17 protein-coding genes are annotated in these 18,029 nt (G+C 37.7%); 1 reads left to right on the top strand and 16 read right to left on the bottom strand.

Going from position 1 to position 18,029, the window contains the following annotated elements:
- The first annotated feature begins 60 nt into the window (after positions 1-60).
- Complete coding sequence (locus D8855_RS00530) at positions 61-1,125, top strand: DUF6574 domain-containing protein (RefSeq protein ID WP_125415517.1); 1,065 nt, start codon at positions 61-63, stop codon at positions 1,123-1,125.
- 231 nt (positions 1,126-1,356) lie between these two features.
- On the opposite strand, the gene D8855_RS00525 is transcribed toward D8855_RS00530, so the two are convergent.
- The 16 genes from D8855_RS00525 to D8855_RS00450 form a co-directional block, all read right to left on the bottom strand.
- The gene (locus D8855_RS00525) at positions 1,357-3,387 is read right to left on the bottom strand and encodes an ATP-binding cassette domain-containing protein (RefSeq protein ID WP_084887745.1); all 2,031 of its coding nucleotides are present in this window, start codon (positions 3,385-3,387) and stop codon (positions 1,357-1,359) included.
- A complete protein-coding gene (locus D8855_RS00520; protein ID WP_020902116.1) occupies positions 3,380-3,961 on the bottom strand; it encodes a hypothetical protein in 582 nt (193 codons plus the stop codon). Before D8855_RS00520 ends, D8855_RS00525 begins: the two co-directional genes overlap by 8 nt.
- An 8-nt stretch (positions 3,962-3,969) precedes the next feature.
- Entirely contained in the window at positions 3,970-4,662 is a 693-nt protein-coding gene (locus D8855_RS00515) for a hypothetical protein (RefSeq protein ID WP_020902117.1), read from the bottom strand.
- A gap of 23 nt (positions 4,663-4,685) precedes the next feature.
- The gene (locus D8855_RS00510; protein WP_020902118.1) at positions 4,686-5,549 is read right to left on the bottom strand and encodes an ATP-binding cassette domain-containing protein; all 864 of its coding nucleotides are present in this window, start codon (positions 5,547-5,549) and stop codon (positions 4,686-4,688) included.
- Positions 5,550-6,021: 472 nt separating this feature from the next.
- Complete coding sequence (locus D8855_RS00505) at positions 6,022-6,615, bottom strand: TlpA family protein disulfide reductase (RefSeq protein WP_033682461.1); 594 nt, start codon at positions 6,613-6,615, stop codon at positions 6,022-6,024.
- The gene (locus D8855_RS00500) at positions 6,612-6,833 is read right to left on the bottom strand and encodes a hypothetical protein (protein WP_000389381.1); all 222 of its coding nucleotides are present in this window, start codon (positions 6,831-6,833) and stop codon (positions 6,612-6,614) included. The genes D8855_RS00505 and D8855_RS00500 overlap by 4 nt, the downstream gene beginning before the upstream one ends.
- Positions 6,834-6,975: 142 nt before the next feature.
- Positions 6,976-7,899 (bottom strand): helix-turn-helix domain-containing protein, encoded by a 924-nt coding sequence (locus D8855_RS00495; protein ID WP_020902121.1) that lies wholly within the window; start codon positions 7,897-7,899, stop codon positions 6,976-6,978.
- Positions 7,900-8,056: 157 nt separating this feature from the next.
- A complete protein-coding gene (locus D8855_RS00490) occupies positions 8,057-8,917 on the bottom strand; it encodes a DUF4299 family protein (RefSeq protein WP_084887743.1) in 861 nt (286 codons plus the stop codon).
- Positions 8,918-9,143: 226 nt separating this feature from the next.
- Positions 9,144-10,130 carry an oxygen-dependent tRNA uridine(34) hydroxylase TrhO gene (gene trhO / locus D8855_RS00485; RefSeq protein WP_001030024.1) on the bottom strand — a complete coding sequence of 329 codons (987 nt, stop codon included), beginning with the start codon at positions 10,128-10,130 and terminating at the stop codon, positions 9,144-9,146.
- 131 nt (positions 10,131-10,261) lie between these two features.
- Positions 10,262-10,558: a bacteriocin immunity protein gene (locus D8855_RS00480; RefSeq protein ID WP_185757544.1), complete on the bottom strand. Its 297-nt coding sequence runs from the start codon at positions 10,556-10,558 to the stop codon at positions 10,262-10,264.
- A 67-nt stretch (positions 10,559-10,625) separates the two neighbouring features.
- Positions 10,626-11,315 (bottom strand): CPBP family intramembrane glutamic endopeptidase, encoded by a 690-nt coding sequence (locus tag D8855_RS00475; RefSeq protein ID WP_004263111.1) that lies wholly within the window; start codon positions 11,313-11,315, stop codon positions 10,626-10,628.
- 235 nt (positions 11,316-11,550) lie between these two features.
- Positions 11,551-13,032, bottom strand: a complete 1,482-nt coding sequence (locus D8855_RS00470; protein WP_004263115.1) for an ABC transporter substrate-binding protein — start codon at positions 13,030-13,032, stop codon at positions 11,551-11,553.
- Positions 13,033-13,135: 103 nt separating this feature from the next.
- The gene (locus D8855_RS00465; RefSeq protein ID WP_000818353.1) at positions 13,136-14,059 is read right to left on the bottom strand and encodes a carbohydrate ABC transporter permease; all 924 of its coding nucleotides are present in this window, start codon (positions 14,057-14,059) and stop codon (positions 13,136-13,138) included.
- Between the two features lie 13 nt (positions 14,060-14,072).
- Positions 14,073-15,002 carry an ABC transporter permease gene (locus D8855_RS00460; RefSeq protein WP_049552653.1) on the bottom strand — a complete coding sequence of 310 codons (930 nt, stop codon included), beginning with the start codon at positions 15,000-15,002 and terminating at the stop codon, positions 14,073-14,075.
- A 208-nt stretch (positions 15,003-15,210) separates the two neighbouring features.
- Entirely contained in the window at positions 15,211-17,091 is a 1,881-nt protein-coding gene (locus tag D8855_RS00455) for a beta-N-acetylhexosaminidase (RefSeq protein WP_125415513.1), read from the bottom strand.
- A complete protein-coding gene (locus D8855_RS00450) occupies positions 17,085-17,954 on the bottom strand; it encodes an ROK family protein (RefSeq protein WP_042751872.1) in 870 nt (289 codons plus the stop codon). Before D8855_RS00450 ends, D8855_RS00455 begins: the two co-directional genes overlap by 7 nt.
- Positions 17,955-18,029 lie beyond the last annotated feature (75 nt).

Below are 18,029 nucleotides of genomic sequence, written 5' to 3'. Positions count from 1 at the left end.
AAAGCGCTTACATTTGCTACTATGGAAGCATATTTATCTAACTAAAAAGGAGGTTCTACCATGAAACAAGAATGGTTTGAAAGTAATGATTTTGTAAAAACAACAAGCAAGAACAAACCTGAAGAGCAAAATCAAGAGGTTGCAGACAAGGCTGAAGAAACGATAGCCAATCTCGATACACCAATTGAAAAAAATACTCAAGTAGAGGAGGAAGTCTCTCAAGCTGAAGTCGAACTTGAAAATCAGCAAGAAGAGAAAATTGAAACGCCTGAAGACAGTGAAGCAAGAACAGAAATAGAAGAAAAGAAAGCATTAGATTCTACTGAAGAAGAGCAAGACCTTTCTAAAGAAACAGAAAAAGTCACTATAGCTGAAGAGAGTCAAGAAGCACTTCCTCAGCAAAAAACAACTACGAAAGAGCCACTTATTCTAAGTAAATCCTTAGAAAGTCCTTATATTCCCGACCAAGCTCCAAAATCTACGGATAAATGGAAAGAGCAAGTGCTTGATTTTTGGTCTTGGCTAGTGGAAGCTCTCAAATCTCCTACAAGCAGTCTTGAAACAAGTAGTAAGCATAGCTACACGGCCTTTATCTTGCTCATTCTGTTTTCTGCATCTTCCTTTTTCTTTAGTATCTACCACATCAAACATGCTTACTATGGACATATAGCAACTATGCATAATCACTTCCCTGAACAATTTGCTTCATTGAATCTCTTTTCGATTATCTCTATCCTAGTAGCAACAACACTCTTCTTCTTTTCATTCCTCTTGGGTAGTTTCGTCGTGAGACGATTTATCTACCAAGAAAAGGACTGGACGCTAGAAAAGGTTCTCCAACAATATAGTCAACTCTTAGCAATTCCAATCTTCCTCACTGCTATTGCTAGTTTCTTTGCCTTCTTTGACAGCCTGCGATTTACGGCTCTCTTGTGTGTGATTAGCATTGGAATCATTCTGCTTGCCAGTCTCCATATCATTACAAGACCAAGTCAAGCAAGTGAAACCGACTCCTTCTATCAATTATTCTTGTCTGTCCTTGTGAACGGAGTCATTATCCTCCTCTTCTTTGTAGCTGAAGTGGCACTGATTGGAGATTATCTCCGTATCTTGGCCTTTCTTTAAACTTCAATCCTGTCTTCCATGGCAGGATTTTTTCTATGTCAAAAAAGCAAGTCACTTGACCTGCTTCACTTTTCTTGTGCTAATGCTTTAAAATCTTGTCTTAGGATGGGTTGTATTTCTAGAGTTCAGTAGTATGATAACGTTGCTATGAAGTTCGTTATTCCAAATATTATGCAAACTAGTTATATGTAAAATTAAGATTAGAAACCACCAATCTCCATTTATTAACTTTTAATGAAATTCGTCCATATTAATAACTTTACCTGCTCTAGCAATAACATCCTTATCATGAGTCACGACAATAACAATCTTTTCCTCGTTCACTAATTTCTCAACCTCATTTAGAAATAATTCAGTTGAGTTTCTGTCCAAATTTCCTGTAGGCTCATCAAATAGATAGATGTCCTTTTCTTGCGATAAACTCCTCATGAGTAGAATTTTTTGTTTCTGACCTTGCGAAATATTGGTGGCTTTCCCATCAATCTGATGACTTAGAGCTATATTGAGATTCAGACTATCAAGATTATTTGATTCATAGTTTTCCTTATTAAATAGAGTGAAATTAATATTTTTTGAAACACTTCCAGGGAATACATGAAATTCAGATGAATACACGCTTAAATAATCTAAAATATTAGTCTCCTCTAAAGTAGAAAAACTTTCCATTCCATTCAGTACAATATCACCCTCTGTTGGAGAAGATAATCCCTGAATAATATTCAAAAGAGATGATTTCCCAGTTCCATTCCCGCCTGTAATAACGGTTAATTCACCACTATTGAACTCAAAATTTAATTTAGTAAACACCAATCTTTCATCCCATTTTTTACATAAATTCCGGCATGACAATTGTTCAATTTTAGATACTGGAATGGTAGCAAGATTACTTTCCATCCCTACTTCCTCTAGTCCAATAAACTCAAAGGAATATTGACTTTTTTTCAATGCTACCCAAGATGTAATTAAAGAATTTAAAATGCTGGATAACAGTAATAAAATCAAAATACTATTTGTATACTCCGATATATGTGCGTAATCTCTAATAATATTTACAGTAGCAAGCAAAAATGAACCAGTTAAACCAATAAATATCTGCGTAGAAGCTAATAATCTATTGGTAATATGTGTACTATCTAGTTTCGTTCCCAATAGTTCATTGAGTCTTTCATCAAATTCTTTGATGAAGTCGCTAGATTTTTGGAAACTTATAATATCTTGCAAACCATAAATTGTATTTTCTACCAGAGAACTAAAGTTAGAACTATTAGCAATAAATTCTCGCTGATTTTTTACAACTTTTCGTATTTCAAAATTGACATATAAACCAAGAATAGCTATAGATACGCATGTAACTGCGAAAATAATAATATTCAATTTTAATAGCAATAACAGTAGCAAACAAAACACTAAAAGCTGTACCTTTAAGTAAAATTTTTGCATAATACCTGTTGCTGATAACAATAAATTCCAAAAATAACTACTCACATACTCATAATTTTTAGTTAAAGAAAAATCATTTAATTGGTTCTTATAAAAAGAGGACAGAATATCATTTAAAAAATTATTCTCAATCTTTCCTTTTAATCTCGTTTCTAATATAGAGAACTGCCAATACAAATATGAAGCTAATATTATTGAAGCTAGGGTAAATAGTTGAATACTAAACTGAATGTTAAGTAGACCAGACATTGTTATTTGTAGTAAAAAAGCAATAGCAATAGGTAAACTAATTTTAGCTAATCCCAAGAAAAAGATTGCCAATTTTCTCTTCCAACCAAGTGAAGCTAGAAATCTATGATATAACTTATCTGCATAGCTTATCGTAACAATATCTTTTCTATCTTCTGAATTAACATTCTCATTCTTTTGAGGAATTAAAACAATTCCTACACTCTGACTAAAAAGTTCTAATCTTGAAATTTTCTCAATTTCCTCATTTGCAGGATCAGAAACAATCAATGAACTACTGTCTCCATCCAACACGACGATATAATGAGGCAAGCTAGCTCTTTCTACTACTAGTAAATAAGGAAATGATACGTTGTTTAACAAACTAGGAGTCTCAATTTGATAAGAATCCGCATCAATACCATAGCTTTTTAGTATATCTTCTATATCAAACAAAGACAGTCCTTGGTGGTTATTGTTATCAAATTGTAGACTATCTAAATGTTCTAATTTTGGGAAATAGTAAGAAATGATTGTCTTTACACAAGCCATTCCACAATCCAGCAAAGTTGCTTGTTTATAGTGACTAACCATTATTTTCTCCTTTTTCAACACTTATCTTACTATAACCATCAACTTCAATGACGCTATTCGAAGTTTGATTTGTCGTAGGAACCTTTAAAACTTCTCCTGTATTATTTGTATGCAAAGTATAGATTCCATCAAAATCTTTAGGAACTGTAATAGATACATCGCCAACAAGAGTATCTACAAAAATTTTTTCGAAAGTTGCATTTTTCCCTAAGGAAATGGTTACATATAACTTGTCTTTCCCTTGTGAACTCAAAGCCAAATTAAAGCCATGTTGTGAAAATGGAATATATAGACTATCTGAACTCATTTTAACGTTTTTAGTTATGTTATTCACTGATTCTTCGGAAACTTTTCCTTCTATTTGAACACTTGTTTCATCTGATTCACTCTTGACAACTTTAACATCAATTGCTTGCTTTGAACCATAAAACTCTAACGTTTTAATACTTTTAGAAGAAAGAGCCCACGATTGTTTTACACTGATTGTCGTCTCTCCTCGTTTTAAGGTTAATAAAATTCCAGCCACTACAAACAGTAACAACAGCCCAATTACAATTCCTATTTTTTTCATCATTAGTACTCCTACTTAAATTCTTTTTTACTGAATACAACAAACGCAAGTACAATCACTGCTATACTTACCAATATAGGATAGCCTACATTCGTAAGGGTAAATTGACTTACTCCAGGGGAAGTTTTCAAATTTAAAGTCATTAATAAATAGTCTCTCACACTCTCACCAGAGTTTGGAAGGACATAAACCAATAGGTTATCAAACAGTAAAATATAGAGTATATAAATCATACATGATTCATAAACCTTATCAAATATTTGAAAAATTAATAATGAGATACTGATAATAACCAAATAGTATGGTAGTTGATGTAAAAATGTCGAAACAATCAACACCAAGTCTCCCTCCAAATAGACGAGGGCTGTTAAACTATAAAAAATAGTTACATATAGGAAAGACAAACAAAAGGCTCCCAAAGTTTTATATAAAAATAACTTCCAACGTTGTTTTTCTTTTGTGAGGAGAATGTTAATCGTACGGAAACTATAATCTTCCCCCCAGAAAAATAAATTAGTAGAGATAAAAAGCAAAGGAATAAAACCACTCACATTTGAAATCAATACTCGAAATGCTGGTTCATCTTCATTCGATGACTTAAAAAATAAGGAGAATAACAAAATCAATAATCCTATCAACAAACTAGGAAGTACTCCTCTTTTTTCCCAGTAAAATTTATACATATCTGCTTTAAGAGAATTCATGACTCTCCTCCTTTCTTAAATCATCAGATAATATTATGCAAATAGTAGTCCTCAAAGCGTTCTTTCTTAATATAAATATCCTGTATCACTAGATTTGACACGACACTATATTCCAAGATAGCCATTAATTTTTCCTTTTCTGGCACAACCAGATAGTCATCCTGCTCAAAATGAACAATGCCCTCTTCTTTTAAAAACGTTTTTAGAATCTGATTATTACTCGTCTTAAGGAAGAGCTTTTCTGACAAATCATTTGCTAGCTCTTTTGAACTCATCACATTTAGAATCTTTCCTTTTTTCATGATGATATACTTATCTGTTATAAATTCCAATTCTGACAGAATATGGCTCGAGATTAAAAAAGTAACTCCTAACTGATCCCGTAAATTCAAAATCATTTTTCTTAAATCTGAAATCCCTTGAGGATCTAAACCATTCACTGGTTCATCTAAGATAATAAGCTCTGGATTATCCAAAAGCGCAATTGCTATCGATAGTCTTTGCTTCATTCCAAGGGAATAGTTTTTTACTTTTCGATCCCATGACGGTTCCGGCAAGTGAACCAATTCCAACATTTTTGTGATATCTGTCTTTAAACCAAATCTTGTTTTATAATATTGCAGGTGTTGACGTCCAGTCAAGTTTGGATAGAGGGCAGGTGATTCGATAATACTACCAATCTTATGCTGCGAAACACTCTCAATTTCTCCCTTATCAGCTTGAATTAGTCCTAGAAGAATTCTCATTAAGGTTGTCTTTCCTGCACCATTTTCACCGATAAGACCACATATTTCCCCTTGCTCAATATCAAAGGAAATATTATGTAAAACCTGTTCTTTCCCATATGTTTTATCAATATTTTTAAGACTTAAAATCACACGATTCATAGTTTCTCTCCGTTCATTATATTAAAAAGTCTCTGACAAGGAATGAACCCTGCCAGAGATTTTTAGATTACGTTAACTCCAGCAGAAGAACCCAATACCTGTGAGCATTCCATAAATACCGAGTGGTGAAACAGCACAAAATTGACCTGCCACAATGTGTTTTTTATGTTTATTACTTAGTTTTTTCATTACTTAACCCTCCTTTTAATCCCAACAAAATATACCTACTCCATATCGAAGACCTATAATACAAAAGCGACCTGCTACAATGTGCTGTTTATTTTTGTTACTTAGTTTTTTCACTACTTCATCCTCCTATTTAATCCCAACAAAATATGCCTACTCCATATCGAAGACCTATAATACAAAAGCGACCTGCTACAATGTGTCTTTTGACACGTCCAGTTAGTTTTCTCATCAGAAAACCCTCCTTTTAAAAAATTTTTTATAATAACCAAATGAGATTCTCATTTCAGTCATTTATTAACTGTTTTAAATCTTTAGACAAGATTTCTTCGCTTCCTTGTTCTACATAAATTTGTTTCACTATCCCATCTTTATCCACTATAAATATTGTTGGAATAGCTTTTACATCAAAAAACTTAAAAGCTTGTAAATCTTGATCTATATAAACTGGAAAGGTAAAACCCTGATTCCTTAAAAATTGATGAGAGGTTTCAAGTGTTTCACGTTCCCCATCAACTATATCCACCATAAAGAAATCAACTTTATCTTGGTATTTATCATAAAGGCGCTGAATGATTGGGAGCTCTTTTTGGCAATCAGGACACCAACTAGCCCAGAATACCACAACCTTTGGTCTAAACTTATAATCTGATAGTTGAACCTGTGCTCCCTCATTAGAGGTTAACAATGCATTCTTGAATGTTGTATTTTTAGTTTTTGAAATATATTGGTTTATTTCCTCCTCTTTTTTTAAGAGGAGCTCTTGCGCTGTTTCTTCTTGATGATGAGATTCCTGGTTTTGATAGTAAAATCCTGCTAAAAATAAAGATGCTATCACAAGAAGAACCATTGTCTCTACAACATGTTTTTTTGACATCATGGATTGTCCTCCACTTCTGAAATTCTAAAACTTTCGATAATAGATAATTCTTCTGGTAAGATTAAAACTCGCTCTTCGCCTGCATCTAAAATAGCTAAACGGAATGGTTCCTTATTCAACTCTATTTGTACCAACTTTTGCTCCGTCGTGTTATTTCGAAACAGCAAACTGTGGCGAGTTTGTGTAAACGTCTCTAGCGAGATACTAAAATCTTCCATTTCTATCTCCTATCCAGAAAACCAAAAACTAAGACTTAAGAATACTTCAAATCCAAACATGCTTCTTTCCTCCTTATCTCTTGTTCTTTATGATCATAGTATAGCGCTTTCAAAAATAAAAAAACATGACAAAAATGTCATGTTAGCTCTCCATTTCCTCAAAAGTTTTTAAATCTTTTTCTTTTTCTCCCAATATACGCGCTTCTAATACTTGGTCTCCAAATGCTTGAGCACAAATAATAGCTCTATCGTATAAGCGGATGGCTTTTTCCTTATCCCGTTTATGAAATAAGGTACACATAGCTTCAAGCATATCAACAATTGGCTTGTTTTGAAAATCCTGCGATAAAATCATCAGCCTGTTCATCGCCTTAACATAAGGCTCAAAAGTGGAGTAAGATTTTTCCATCCATTGAACAGCTAAAGAATCAAGCACTGTTCTCTTTAACATATAAGCTGTCTCTAAATCGGATGAATTTGTTTCTCTTATAAGTTTTTTAGAAAGCATCCAAAACAGTTCATGATGATACCCAATCGGTCTTGCTAAACACGAAACAAAGTACAATTTTATCAGAAGCAAATCATTCACCGAATAGTTTTTCCTTATCTTTACTTGTTCAAAATATTCATCCAGCAAAGCATCGCCAAAACCTGCATCTTCACTTACAAAGACATCAAAACTAGCTTGTAAGGCACTAACTGCAATCTGCTCATCCTCAGGTAGACTGTCATAATAGTGTTCGTAAACTCTTTCAAACAACTCTTCCTTAACTTGGATTCTATCATCATCTCCATAAGTTTGAAACTTAATGAGTTTATCCTTTAATATCAAGTACTCGGAGGGTAAAATCATATGATCCATATCTACTATATGTGAAATTGAACAGCCTAGTTTGTAAGCTATATACTCTACCTTGGATAAACTCGGGGAAGACTGGCCTGATTCAATCCGTGCTAATTGGCGCACCGTTATCTCAGTTTCATCATCACAAAGAGTTTCACGAGTGATATGTTTCATCTCTCGCAACATTCGGATTCTTTTACCTACTTCCTTCTTGATATCCATCTTAAAATCTCCTGATAATTAGTTACCGAATAATATTATATTTTTTATATTATGCTGTTTTTTATTGAACTAAGCAATTCTTAAAATTTTATATTACAAAACTTAACAAGACTAAACCATATTTCGCACGCTAAATAGCAATTGACCTGCTTCTGCTTTACTTTTCTTGTGCTAATGCTTTAAAATCTTTGTCTAAGATGGGTTGCACTTCTAATTGATTGGCATCTAGTTGGTGGTAAGATGCTGATGGTAGTGACTCTAGGAATTTTGCATAGTCTAAGCGGACAATGGCTTCATAGTCTTCTGGTTTAGAGCCGTCTCCTGTGATTTGAACCAAGTCAATCTCCCACTGCACTTCCTTATCCACCAATTGCTCAATATAGGCAGTAGGAACAAATGGTTCTCTCGGTAATACTGTCTTGACTCCTTGAGCCAGATGGTAAACACCGTGCACTTGGCCTTCTCCATCCTGATAGAAGGAAACTCTTGCAAAGTAGGCATCTGTCTCTTGAACCGCACGTACACGCGCTTCAAACTGAGCCAAGCCATTTTCCTCTAAAAAGCTTTTCAAGTCCTCATGACCAAAGAAAACAGGATTAAAAATTCCTTGGCAAATCGTAAAACGGGCTGCAGCGTCTGTCAGATGGGCTTGAATACTTGCTTGGAAATAAGCTTCAAAATCAAAACCATCTAGTCCTTCAATCTCAGTTCCTGTATAAGCAAGCAGAGCATCTAAAAATGATTTGATAATCTGCCAGTCTGTCTTCGTGAGTAGGTCAGGAAGATCGATACGGTAAGCCTTTTGACTATCAGCATAACTGACCTTAAAAAGAAATTGTGATTGCCCCACTATCGCACACTCGATATACTCAAGACGATTAAGAGGCTGACGGAGATAGATAGCATCATAGCTATGCGACTCCAAACCATCCACCAAGGCCAAGATAGACTTGGCAGTCAAAATTTCCTGTTCTCCTAAAATGCTCTGTTTATTTGGAATAAAAAATGTTTTCGTCATAACTGAACTCCTTTGAAATCGTTTACATATAGTATACCTTATTTTTCTGAAAGATACAAAAACAAACTTTATACTCTTCGAAAATCAAATTCAAACCGCGTCAGCTTCGCCTTGCCGTACTCAAGTACAGCCTGCGGCTAGCTTCCTAGTTTGCTCTTTGATTTTCATTGAGTATTAATTTTTGAGTAAAAAGCATAGAAAAACAGCCCCTAAGGACTGTTTAATCTTATACAGTAGCTGCTTGATCCAAGCTTTCACCGATAGCGGCTAGGCGCTCGACAACTTCAGCTTGTGTCAATTCATTTTCTGAAACATAGCGGTTACGTGGGTGAACACGGCACTCGTGTGAGCATCCACGAAGGTACTTGTCTTCATTTTCTTCTGATGTCAAGATACGACGGTTACAGAATGGATTTCCACAGTTGACATAACGTTCACATGGTGTTCCATCAAACCAGTCTTTCCCTACGATAGTTGGGTTGACATGGTTAACATCTACGGCAATACGCTCGTCAAAGACGTACATTTTCCCATCCCAAAGCTCACCTTGGACTTCTGGGTCTTTACCGTAAGTTGCAATTCCTCCGTGCAATTGGCCGACATCTTTGTAGCCTTCACGGACCATCCAGCCTGAGAATTTCTCACAGCGAACCCCACCTGTACAGTAAACCACGACACGCTTGTCCATGAATTTTTCCTTGTTATCACGGACCCATTGTGGCAACTCACGGAAGTTGCGGATATCTGGGCGAATAGCCCCACGGAAGTGTCCTAGGTCGTACTCATAATCGTTACGTGTGTCAAGGACAACTGTATCTTCGTCAAGAAGAGCTTCTTTGAACTCTTTTGGAGACAAGTAAGCACCTGTTGTTTCAAGTGGGTTGATGTCATTGTCAAAGTCGTTGTCTTCCAAACCAAGGTGGACAATCTCTTTCTTGTAGCGAACAAACATCTTCTTGAAGGCTTGTTCACTTTCTTCGTCAATCTTGAACCAGAGGTCTTCCATACCTGGGAGGCTGTGAACATAGTCCATGTATTTTTGAGTTGTTTCATAATCCCCTGAAACTGTTCCGTTAATTCCCTCGTCAGCGACTAGGATACGGCCTTTAAGGCCGATTGATTTACAGAAAGCCAAGTGGTCTGCAGCAAATTGCTCTGCATTTTCAATTGGAGTGTAAAGGTAGTAAAGTAAGACACGAATATCTTTTGCCATAAGATTTGTTCTCTTTTCTATTCTTAAATTTTCAGAATTTTTCATCTAACTATACTAGTATACCTGCTTGAGAAAACGAATGCAATTTATTTGACTGGAAATTGTAGAAAGGGATTTATCCCTGCATTTCGTCAGTAACCATAGCGAATAGCAGATAATTCTCTCAATTTTTTGATCTGCTCAGCTTGACTTTCTGACAAACTTAGCTTGTTATCAATCAACACACGTGAGACGTCAACGTTCATTTGACTCAAAATAAATGGAGTAGAAGTTCCATCATCCTCTAATCGTCTTTTATAACTTACTAAAAGATTTTTCAAGGGAGTCAGCTGAGACGTATCCTTTATGTCTTCTAGTAGATGATCTATGATAGTCATGGCTTCACAACGTCTTTCGCTTCCTCCAGCAAACCATTTTAATGGTGTCACACTCATTTACCTCCTGAAATTCGTTTATAAATTGAAAAACTATCATTCCTAACTTTCAATCCAGTATTTACCCAAACACCCTATGTAAAAAAGTCAGCAGAAATGGTAATGTTGCGAAAATATTATTAATCACATGCACCGCATAGGAAGGATAAATGCTCTTGGTATAGCGGGTCAAACTAGCAAAGATGATGCCAGATGTTGCAAAGACGAAGATATCTAACAAACTAGGCAGGCTTGAAAAATGAGGAAGAGCAAATAAAATTGACGGAAGAAGCAAATCAAGGCCAAATCTCGAATGCTTAAAAAAGGCGTGTTGCATTAATCCTCTATAGATTAGCTCTTCCATAAGTGGAGTCAGAAAGAACAAAGTTATATAGATACCTAGCTCAGCAAAGTTGGTCCCACTATAACCGATCAATACAGCCCAACCTTCAGCAGTTGACTGAACATGTTTAGCTGTCTGAACGTTAAAAGAGATCTGGAGCACTACCACTAGTACTGTCAAAATCGAATACCAAAGCCATTTTTTTCTCGGAATGCGAAAAAGATAGCCGTGCCCTGTCTTAACCAGAATCCAAATCATGACTCCACTAAATAGCAAACTCAAGAGATTTTGAATCCAGACGAAATTGCCAATCTGGGAAGAAAATTGCCAATAATTTTGAACAATAAGCGTCAGCTGAGAAAGACCAAATACGAAAAATAAGTAAGAGAAAACTGCACTTATTTTGAATAGAAGTTGATACTTCTTCATATGAACTCTCCTTTGTAAACTCGATACATCTCTAATATAAGCTATATTTTCCTAAATCCTTACTCTAAATCCTAAATGGTGCTTAAGATTTCCTGAATGGTTAAAATAAGGGAAATGAGAAACAGAAATATCTATGTCTTTATTTCAAAAAATCACTGCCTCCCCCAGATAAGCCTGAGGAAAACAGTGATTCAGTTTTTAGGAATTAGGAATGAATACACGAAATCAATTGATCTTATGATTTTTTGTTTTTCAAGAATTCATCGTATTGTTTTTGCATTTCGTTCAATACTTTATCGTAAGCACCTTCAGATTTCAATTTTTCCATCAATTCTGGAATAGCTTTGTCTGGGTCTACAGTACCAGTGTTGATAGCTGTATCGAATTGTTGCATTGTATTAGAGATCGCAGAGATTTCAGATTTCACATTGTCAGTGTTAAAGATGAATCCAAGAGCTGGAGATTCTTTAGCTTCTGCCAATTGTTTCTTAGAATCTTCGATTTGTTGGTCTGTAACGTTTTCGTTGATGTAAAGAATCCAGTTGTTACCAGTGTTCCATCCACCCATGTGAGTGTTTCCTTTGTAGCCATCAAGGACTTTAACACGGTTTTCTTTACCTGGAAGTTTTTCCCAGTTCTTGCCTTCTGGACCGTATACAAGACCATTCAAGAGTTCTGGGTTAGTGTTCAAGAGGTTCAACACTTCCATTGATTTTTCTTTGTTCTTAGAGTTGTTTGAGATAACAAAGTTAGCAACTTGTGTTGTTTGGTTTTTCTTGATGAAGTTAGTGATTGGTTTGATTTGGATATCTTTGTTAGCAACACGTGAAAGCAAGCTGTTACCGTAGTCAGCTGGTCCTACTGTTTCTTCACGAACGAACCAAGTATCTTGTTGAAGGTCAAATGAAGTATCGCTTGTTGCTACGTCTTTTGGAATGTATCCAGCTTCATAGAATTTGTGAAGAGTCTTCAAGTGTTCTTTAAAGCGAGGCACTTCGTAACGGTTTACAATCTTAGTAGTGTCCCCTTCAAGGTCGATAACGAATGGAAGTCCATTTGGAACTGGGTAGTCAAAGTTATCGGATGGGATGAAGTTCTTAGTAACCGCAAATGGCACTACATCTGGAGCTTTTTCTTTGATTTGTTTCAAGACTGGTTCAAGTGTTTCATATGAGTTTACACCTGAAATGTCGATACCGTATTTAGCAAGAAGAGTTCCGTTGAAGGCAAAGTTTTGAGATGACGCAACGTTAGCTGCAACTGGAACAGCGTAAATTTTACCGTTTACAGTATTACCCTTGATGTAAGCTGGGTCAAGTGCTTTGTAAAGGTCTTTACCTTCTTTTTTGTACAATTCTGTCAAGTCAGCATAAGCACCTTTTTGTGCATTTACAACGTAGTTATCTGCAAAGGCGATATCATAGTTTTCACCAGATGATGTGATAACTGACATTTTCTTGCCGTAGTCACCCCATCCAAGATATTGGATATCCAATTTGGCACCAACTTTTTCTCCGATGATTTTGTTAGCATTTTCTAGCAATTCATCCAAGTTATCTGGTTTGTCACCGATTTGGTACATTTTGATAACAGTCTTATCACCTGAAGCTGAGTCAGCAGCTTTCTTGTTACCTGAAAGGTTTCCACAAGCAGCGAGACCAGCAGCCAAAGCGACTACGCTAGCAGATGCAAAAGCATATTTTTTCCAGTTTTTCATGACAAAAACTCCTTTTTTTATTTTTAAACTTATAAACAATATAATGATTTTAACTTCACGCAAGGGAAGTTGGAAAATGAGAAATGTTTTTTCTCGACAAGCACTATTCTTTCACACCACCGATAGTCAAACCTTTTACAAAGTAGCGTTGGAAGAATGGATACAAAATCGCGATTGGAAGGGTTGCGACCACAACCATGGCCATACGACCTGTTTCTTTTGGTAGAGCAACTCCCAGTTGACCAGATAGGCCGACTGCTTTGGCGATGTAGTCCATATTTTGTTGGATTTGCATGAGCAAATATTGCAATGGGTACAAGTTGTCACTCTTGATGTAAAGAAGGGCGTTGAACCAGTCATTCCAGAAACCAAGAGCTGTTAAGAGCGTGATGGTTGCGATACCTGGTAGTGACAATGGCAAACAGATTTGGAAGAAGATCCGAGCCTCACTAGCACCATCGATACGAGCAGATTCTAGAATAGCTTCTGGAATGGTCTTCTTGAAGAAGGAACGCATCAAGATGATGTTAAATGGTGAGAGAAGCATTGGAACAATCAAGGCCCAAACTGTATCACCAAGTTGAAGTAAACGAGTTACCACGATATAGCCCGGTACCAAACCAGCATTGAACAACATACTAAGGAGGGCAAAGATTGTAAAGAATCTGCGATACTTAAAGGTTGTCCGTGAGATAGCGTAGGCATAGGTTGTTGTGATAAAAACGTTTGTGATAGTCCCCACCACTGTTACAAAGACTGAGATGAAGAGGGCTTGGAGGATTTTATCCTTAAACTGTGCCAAAAATTCAAAACCGTCTAATCCAAATTGAGATGGGAAGAAGCTATATCCATTTTGGAGGATACTCTTTTCATCTGTCACCGAAATAACGATAACGAATACAAAGGGTAGGATACAAGAGAGGGCAACCAAACCAGAAATGGTACTAAAGAAGATATCTGCTTTCTTACTGAAGGAGTGAATGCCGACATTATCAATTTTCTCTTTTTTAATTTTCTTTTCTGCCATATTCTCCTCCTTTCTAGAACAAGGCTGAGTTTGGATCAACTCGTCTTGCAAGTAAGTTTGATAGGACAACCAGAATCAAGCCGACTACTGATTGATAGAGACCTGCCGCTGAAGCCATCCCGATATCCGCTGTCTGAGTCAAACCATTATAAACATATACGTCCAAGACGTTGGTTACGTTATAAAGCTGACCAGCATTGTGGGGGATTTGGTAGAAGAGACCAAAGTCTGCACGGAAGATGTTTCCGACTGCAAGAATGGTCAATACGGTTACCAATGGTGTCAACTGCGGAATGGTTACATTGCGAATTCGTTGCCATTTGCTGGCCCCGTCCACGGTTGCTGCTTCGTAGTAGGTTGGATCAATTCCCATGATTGTCGCATAGTACATGACACTGCTATATCCAAAGCCTTTCCAAATACCAAGGAAAAGTAGGAGATAAGGCCAAATACCCAAGTCAGCGTAGAAATTGATTTCCTTCATCCCAATAGATTCTAGGAAATGGTTGAACACACCTTTATCAATGTTTAGGAAAGCATCTGTAAAGAAACTGATGATAACCCAAGACAAGAAGTAAGGGAACAACATGGAAGTTTGGAAGATCTTAACCATTCTCTTAGAACGGAGTTCACTTAGGATGATAGCAATCCCTACTGATACAATCAAACCGATAAAGATAAAGCCGAGATTGTAGAGGACAGTATTTCGAGTAATGATAAAGGCGTCTTTTGAACTAAATAAGAATCTGAAATTATCGAGTCCAACCCATTTACTATTCACGATACTATCTATGAATCCATTACTGGTCATGTGGTAGTCTTTAAAGGCAACCACGTTTCCAAATACTGGAATGTAGAAGAATAGAATCAACCAGAGTGCCCCTGGCAAAACCATCAAGAGAAAGATCCAGTTGTCTCTCAAGGTTTTTGAAAACTTATTCATAATTTCCTCCCTTTTTATTTTGATATCTATCTAAAAATTCCTTTTTAGACTTTTGATAACGATTACATTATTAGTATACTCCTATTTGAAGGTTAGGTTAAACTACTAATTATAGAAAAAACTCCACAAATTATTTTATGTGGAGTACTTGTTTAAGAAAGGGATGTTTCACGAGAAACACTCTGAGTAAGGCACGGTGTTCTTGTTTTTAAGTTGTATAAATGGTTGAAGCTGTCGCAATAGTATGCCACTGGTTGGCTGTTGTGGCTGCGAAGTCCTTGTCTGCGTAGAAGTCTGTAAATGGCAGAATTTCCACTTCTAACTCATCGATGCGGTCAATCTGACCAGCCAGATAATCTTCGATACGGCTTTCTGCTCGCTTAATGCGTTGCAAGAGTCCACCCATGCGGATATCGACCGTATCCAAGCCAAAGACCTTGTTTTCTTTCAGCCATTGGTGGCTAAAGAGGGCATGGAAGTCTTCAATTTGGCTTCTGAGTTCTGGTAATTCTTGCCTTGCGATTTCTTGCAGACTTCCTTTATCATCTGCTTGGTAAGCCTGACGAATACGTCGTCCCACATCGACTTTGCCACTTAAAATCTGATTCAACTGGGCCTGAGTTTCAAAGAGGTAGGCATAGTTGCCAGCTTTTTCTTTAATGTCAGCAAGCGTCTCAGCAGCCTTAGCGAAGTGCGGTTTGTCCTGCTCAGGTGTCATGTGTCGGTCAAGGATCGGACAGAGAACATCCTGATAAAAGACATAGCGGTTGGGATTGATGCCACTGAGATTGCCTGGTAAGTCTGGTAAAAGGTTGGCAAGGTCAATCTGCATAAAATCTTCAACCGATAGACCTGTATTGGTCTGGAAATGAGCAGACAAACGGTCTAGGTCATTGCGATAGCTGAGTTCTGCCCAGATTTGCAAGCTTGGTAGGATAGAAAACTGAGCGGTTTCACCACCATTATCTCCCCAACCCGTCACAATGACTTCTTTGATATCATTGGCACGACAGGCTTTATTGGCTTCAAGAGCAATGAGACGGCTGAAATGGTTATTGGGTGTGAAACCAATCCATTTCCAAGCACCACCTGCAAAGGCAAGGTCATGGCTAATCTTGTGATGGTTGCGGAAATTGCGGTTGTATTTTTCCTCGCTATCCTGATAATAGTCCCAGTAAACCAAGGTTACACGATCTTTGAGACGGTCTAGGTAGACACGAGTTTCCTCTGGAATTTCCACATCACGGTCGTACTGGCCATCTGCTGACATAAGTTTGAAGAACATATCGCTCCACATCTGGCAGTGGAAACCATATTTGTCAGCAATATCCAGCACGCGCTCCAAGTGTTGGCACATGAGGAGACTACGATCCACAACACCGTTCAATATCAAGTAACGTCCCAAACCAACCAAGTGGGCTTCGTCCATCCCGATATTGACCTTGCGAGTCTTCAGTTTAGATAAAGTAGCAAACATGCCATCAATCAGGTCATAAACCTTTTCTTCGCCGATAAGAAGGATATCCTCGACATCACGGAGTTCCTGCACTTCCTTGACACCCCATTTGACAAAGGCTGATAAGTGAGCCAAAGTCTGGATACAAGGCACAAAGGTCATATCAAACTGCTGGGCATAGGATTCGATTTCCTGCAACTCTTCTGCTGAATAGGCGCCACGGAAGTAACCAAAATAGGGCTGCCCCTCAATCTGGTAGGTGTCTTCCATGTAGAGATCAAAGGTTGAGTAACCCATGAGAGCCAAGACCTCAATCATCTGCTTGGCAGAGGCTACATTCAAAACTGCATTTCTGGAACAGTCTGCCATGTAGGCTAAATCTTCATAAGCTGCTTTCTCTTCAATCTCTACTTTGTCACCTTCTGCTAGAACTGTTGCCAACAAAGACAAGGCGCGATAGAGTTGGTGAGGTTTGCGGTAGGTCAGTTGATACTGTCCACTCTCACCCTTGATAGAGATAGAGGATTGGTCAGACTGAGCGACGGCCACTTCCACATCTGGTAAAGAGATATGCTTTGTTAGCAAGTCGATTGCCTGAGTTTGTTTGGAACTAAGTCCTGTAAATCTTACCATTGATTTTCCTCCTGTAACCAGTTGACAAGGGCACCGTAGAGATTGGCATCTGCGTGATAGGTGCAGGCTTGGATAAGAGGTGCGACCGTGTATTCTTCGTAGGTATCAACAAAGTCATCTACAGCCTTCTTGACACCTTGAATAAAATCTGGATTTTGACTGATAGAGCCTCCCAGACTAATGACATCTGGATCGATAAGATATTGGATATTGAGCAAGCCTTGAGCCAGATTACGGTTCATGCGCTCAATTGCTTCTTGGCAAAGGGTATTTCCTGCTGCGGCCTCTTGGTAAATCTTGCGACCGTCCCAATCAGTCTGACCAGATTTTTCAATCACGTATCGCACCATATTTCCAGTTGACGCTAGTTGTGACCAGTTGTTGAGCTTTTCAGCAGGGGCAAGGGTGGTCATGTAGCCAAATTCTCCACCCAGGCCGTGGCGACCTCGATGAAGTCTACCATTGATAATCATGGCTCCGCCAATCCCTGTCCCAATCACGACACAGGCTGCATTTTCAAGTTCTGGATGAGCCAGTAATTCACTGAGTCCAACGCAGTTAGCATCATTTTCCAGATGGACAGGAATCTGATAAGAGCTAAGCGCCTCATACCAAGAAAATCCGTGAATGTAGGGCACCGCACTGAAGCCATCAATCACACCTGTCTCTTGATTGACCGCGCCTGGAACGCTCATAGCAATCCCGCTATAATCCTGCTCTGACAAACGTTGATCTAGCCAAGCTAGTAAGTCCTCCAAACTTTCAGGCGTTGGAATGCTTGTCTTATTCAGTATTTTCCCATCAGGAGTCAGACTAGCAAACTTAATCCCAGTCCCTCCGATATCAATCGTTGCAATGGTCATTGTTTTTACCATAAAAAGGGGCGAATAAGCAGTTAATTCTTACTTTTTCGCCCCTCCTTTCTTTTTATGTTTACT

The organism is Streptococcus mitis (assembly GCF_003942685.1).
GTDB lineage: Bacteria > Bacillota > Bacilli > Lactobacillales > Streptococcaceae > Streptococcus > Streptococcus mitis_CD.
Note: the sequence above shows the minus strand (reverse complement) of the source record. Positions and strands in the feature narration are given on the sequence as shown.

Bases quoted from the DNA above. Each gene is read 5' to 3' on its own strand.
- D8855_RS00505 (WP_033682461.1), bottom strand. From the start codon at position 6,615: ATGATGTCAAAAAAACATGTTGTAGAGACAATGGTTCTTCTTGTGATA.
- D8855_RS00450 (WP_042751872.1), bottom strand. From the start codon at position 17,954: ATGACCATTGCAACGATTGATATCGGAGGGACTGGGATTAAGTTTGCT.
- D8855_RS00465 (WP_000818353.1), bottom strand. From the start codon at position 14,059: ATGGCAGAAAAGAAAATTAAAAAAGAGAAAATTGATAATGTCGGCATT.
- D8855_RS00460 (WP_049552653.1), bottom strand. From the start codon at position 15,002: ATGAATAAGTTTTCAAAAACCTTGAGAGACAACTGGATCTTTCTCTTG.
- D8855_RS00530 (WP_125415517.1), top strand. From the start codon at position 61: ATGAAACAAGAATGGTTTGAAAGTAATGATTTTGTAAAAACAACAAGC.
- D8855_RS00495 (WP_020902121.1), bottom strand. From the start codon at position 7,899: ATGGATATCAAGAAGGAAGTAGGTAAAAGAATCCGAATGTTGCGAGAG.
- D8855_RS00510 (WP_020902118.1), bottom strand. From the start codon at position 5,549: ATGAATCGTGTGATTTTAAGTCTTAAAAATATTGATAAAACATATGGG.
- trhO (WP_001030024.1), bottom strand. From the start codon at position 10,130: ATGGCAAAAGATATTCGTGTCTTACTTTACTACCTTTACACTCCAATT.
- D8855_RS00520 (WP_020902116.1), bottom strand. From the start codon at position 3,961: ATGATGAAAAAAATAGGAATTGTAATTGGGCTGTTGTTACTGTTTGTA.
- D8855_RS00470 (WP_004263115.1), bottom strand. From the start codon at position 13,032: ATGAAAAACTGGAAAAAATATGCTTTTGCATCTGCTAGCGTAGTCGCT.
- D8855_RS00490 (WP_084887743.1), bottom strand. From the start codon at position 8,917: ATGACGAAAACATTTTTTATTCCAAATAAACAGAGCATTTTAGGAGAA.
- D8855_RS00500 (WP_000389381.1), bottom strand. From the start codon at position 6,833: ATGGAAGATTTTAGTATCTCGCTAGAGACGTTTACACAAACTCGCCAC.
- D8855_RS00525 (WP_084887745.1), bottom strand. From the start codon at position 3,387: ATGGTTAGTCACTATAAACAAGCAACTTTGCTGGATTGTGGAATGGCT.
- D8855_RS00475 (WP_004263111.1), bottom strand. From the start codon at position 11,315: ATGAAGAAGTATCAACTTCTATTCAAAATAAGTGCAGTTTTCTCTTAC.
- D8855_RS00515 (WP_020902117.1), bottom strand. From the start codon at position 4,662: ATGAATTCTCTTAAAGCAGATATGTATAAATTTTACTGGGAAAAAAGA.
- D8855_RS00455 (WP_125415513.1), bottom strand. From the start codon at position 17,091: ATGGTAAGATTTACAGGACTTAGTTCCAAACAAACTCAGGCAATCGAC.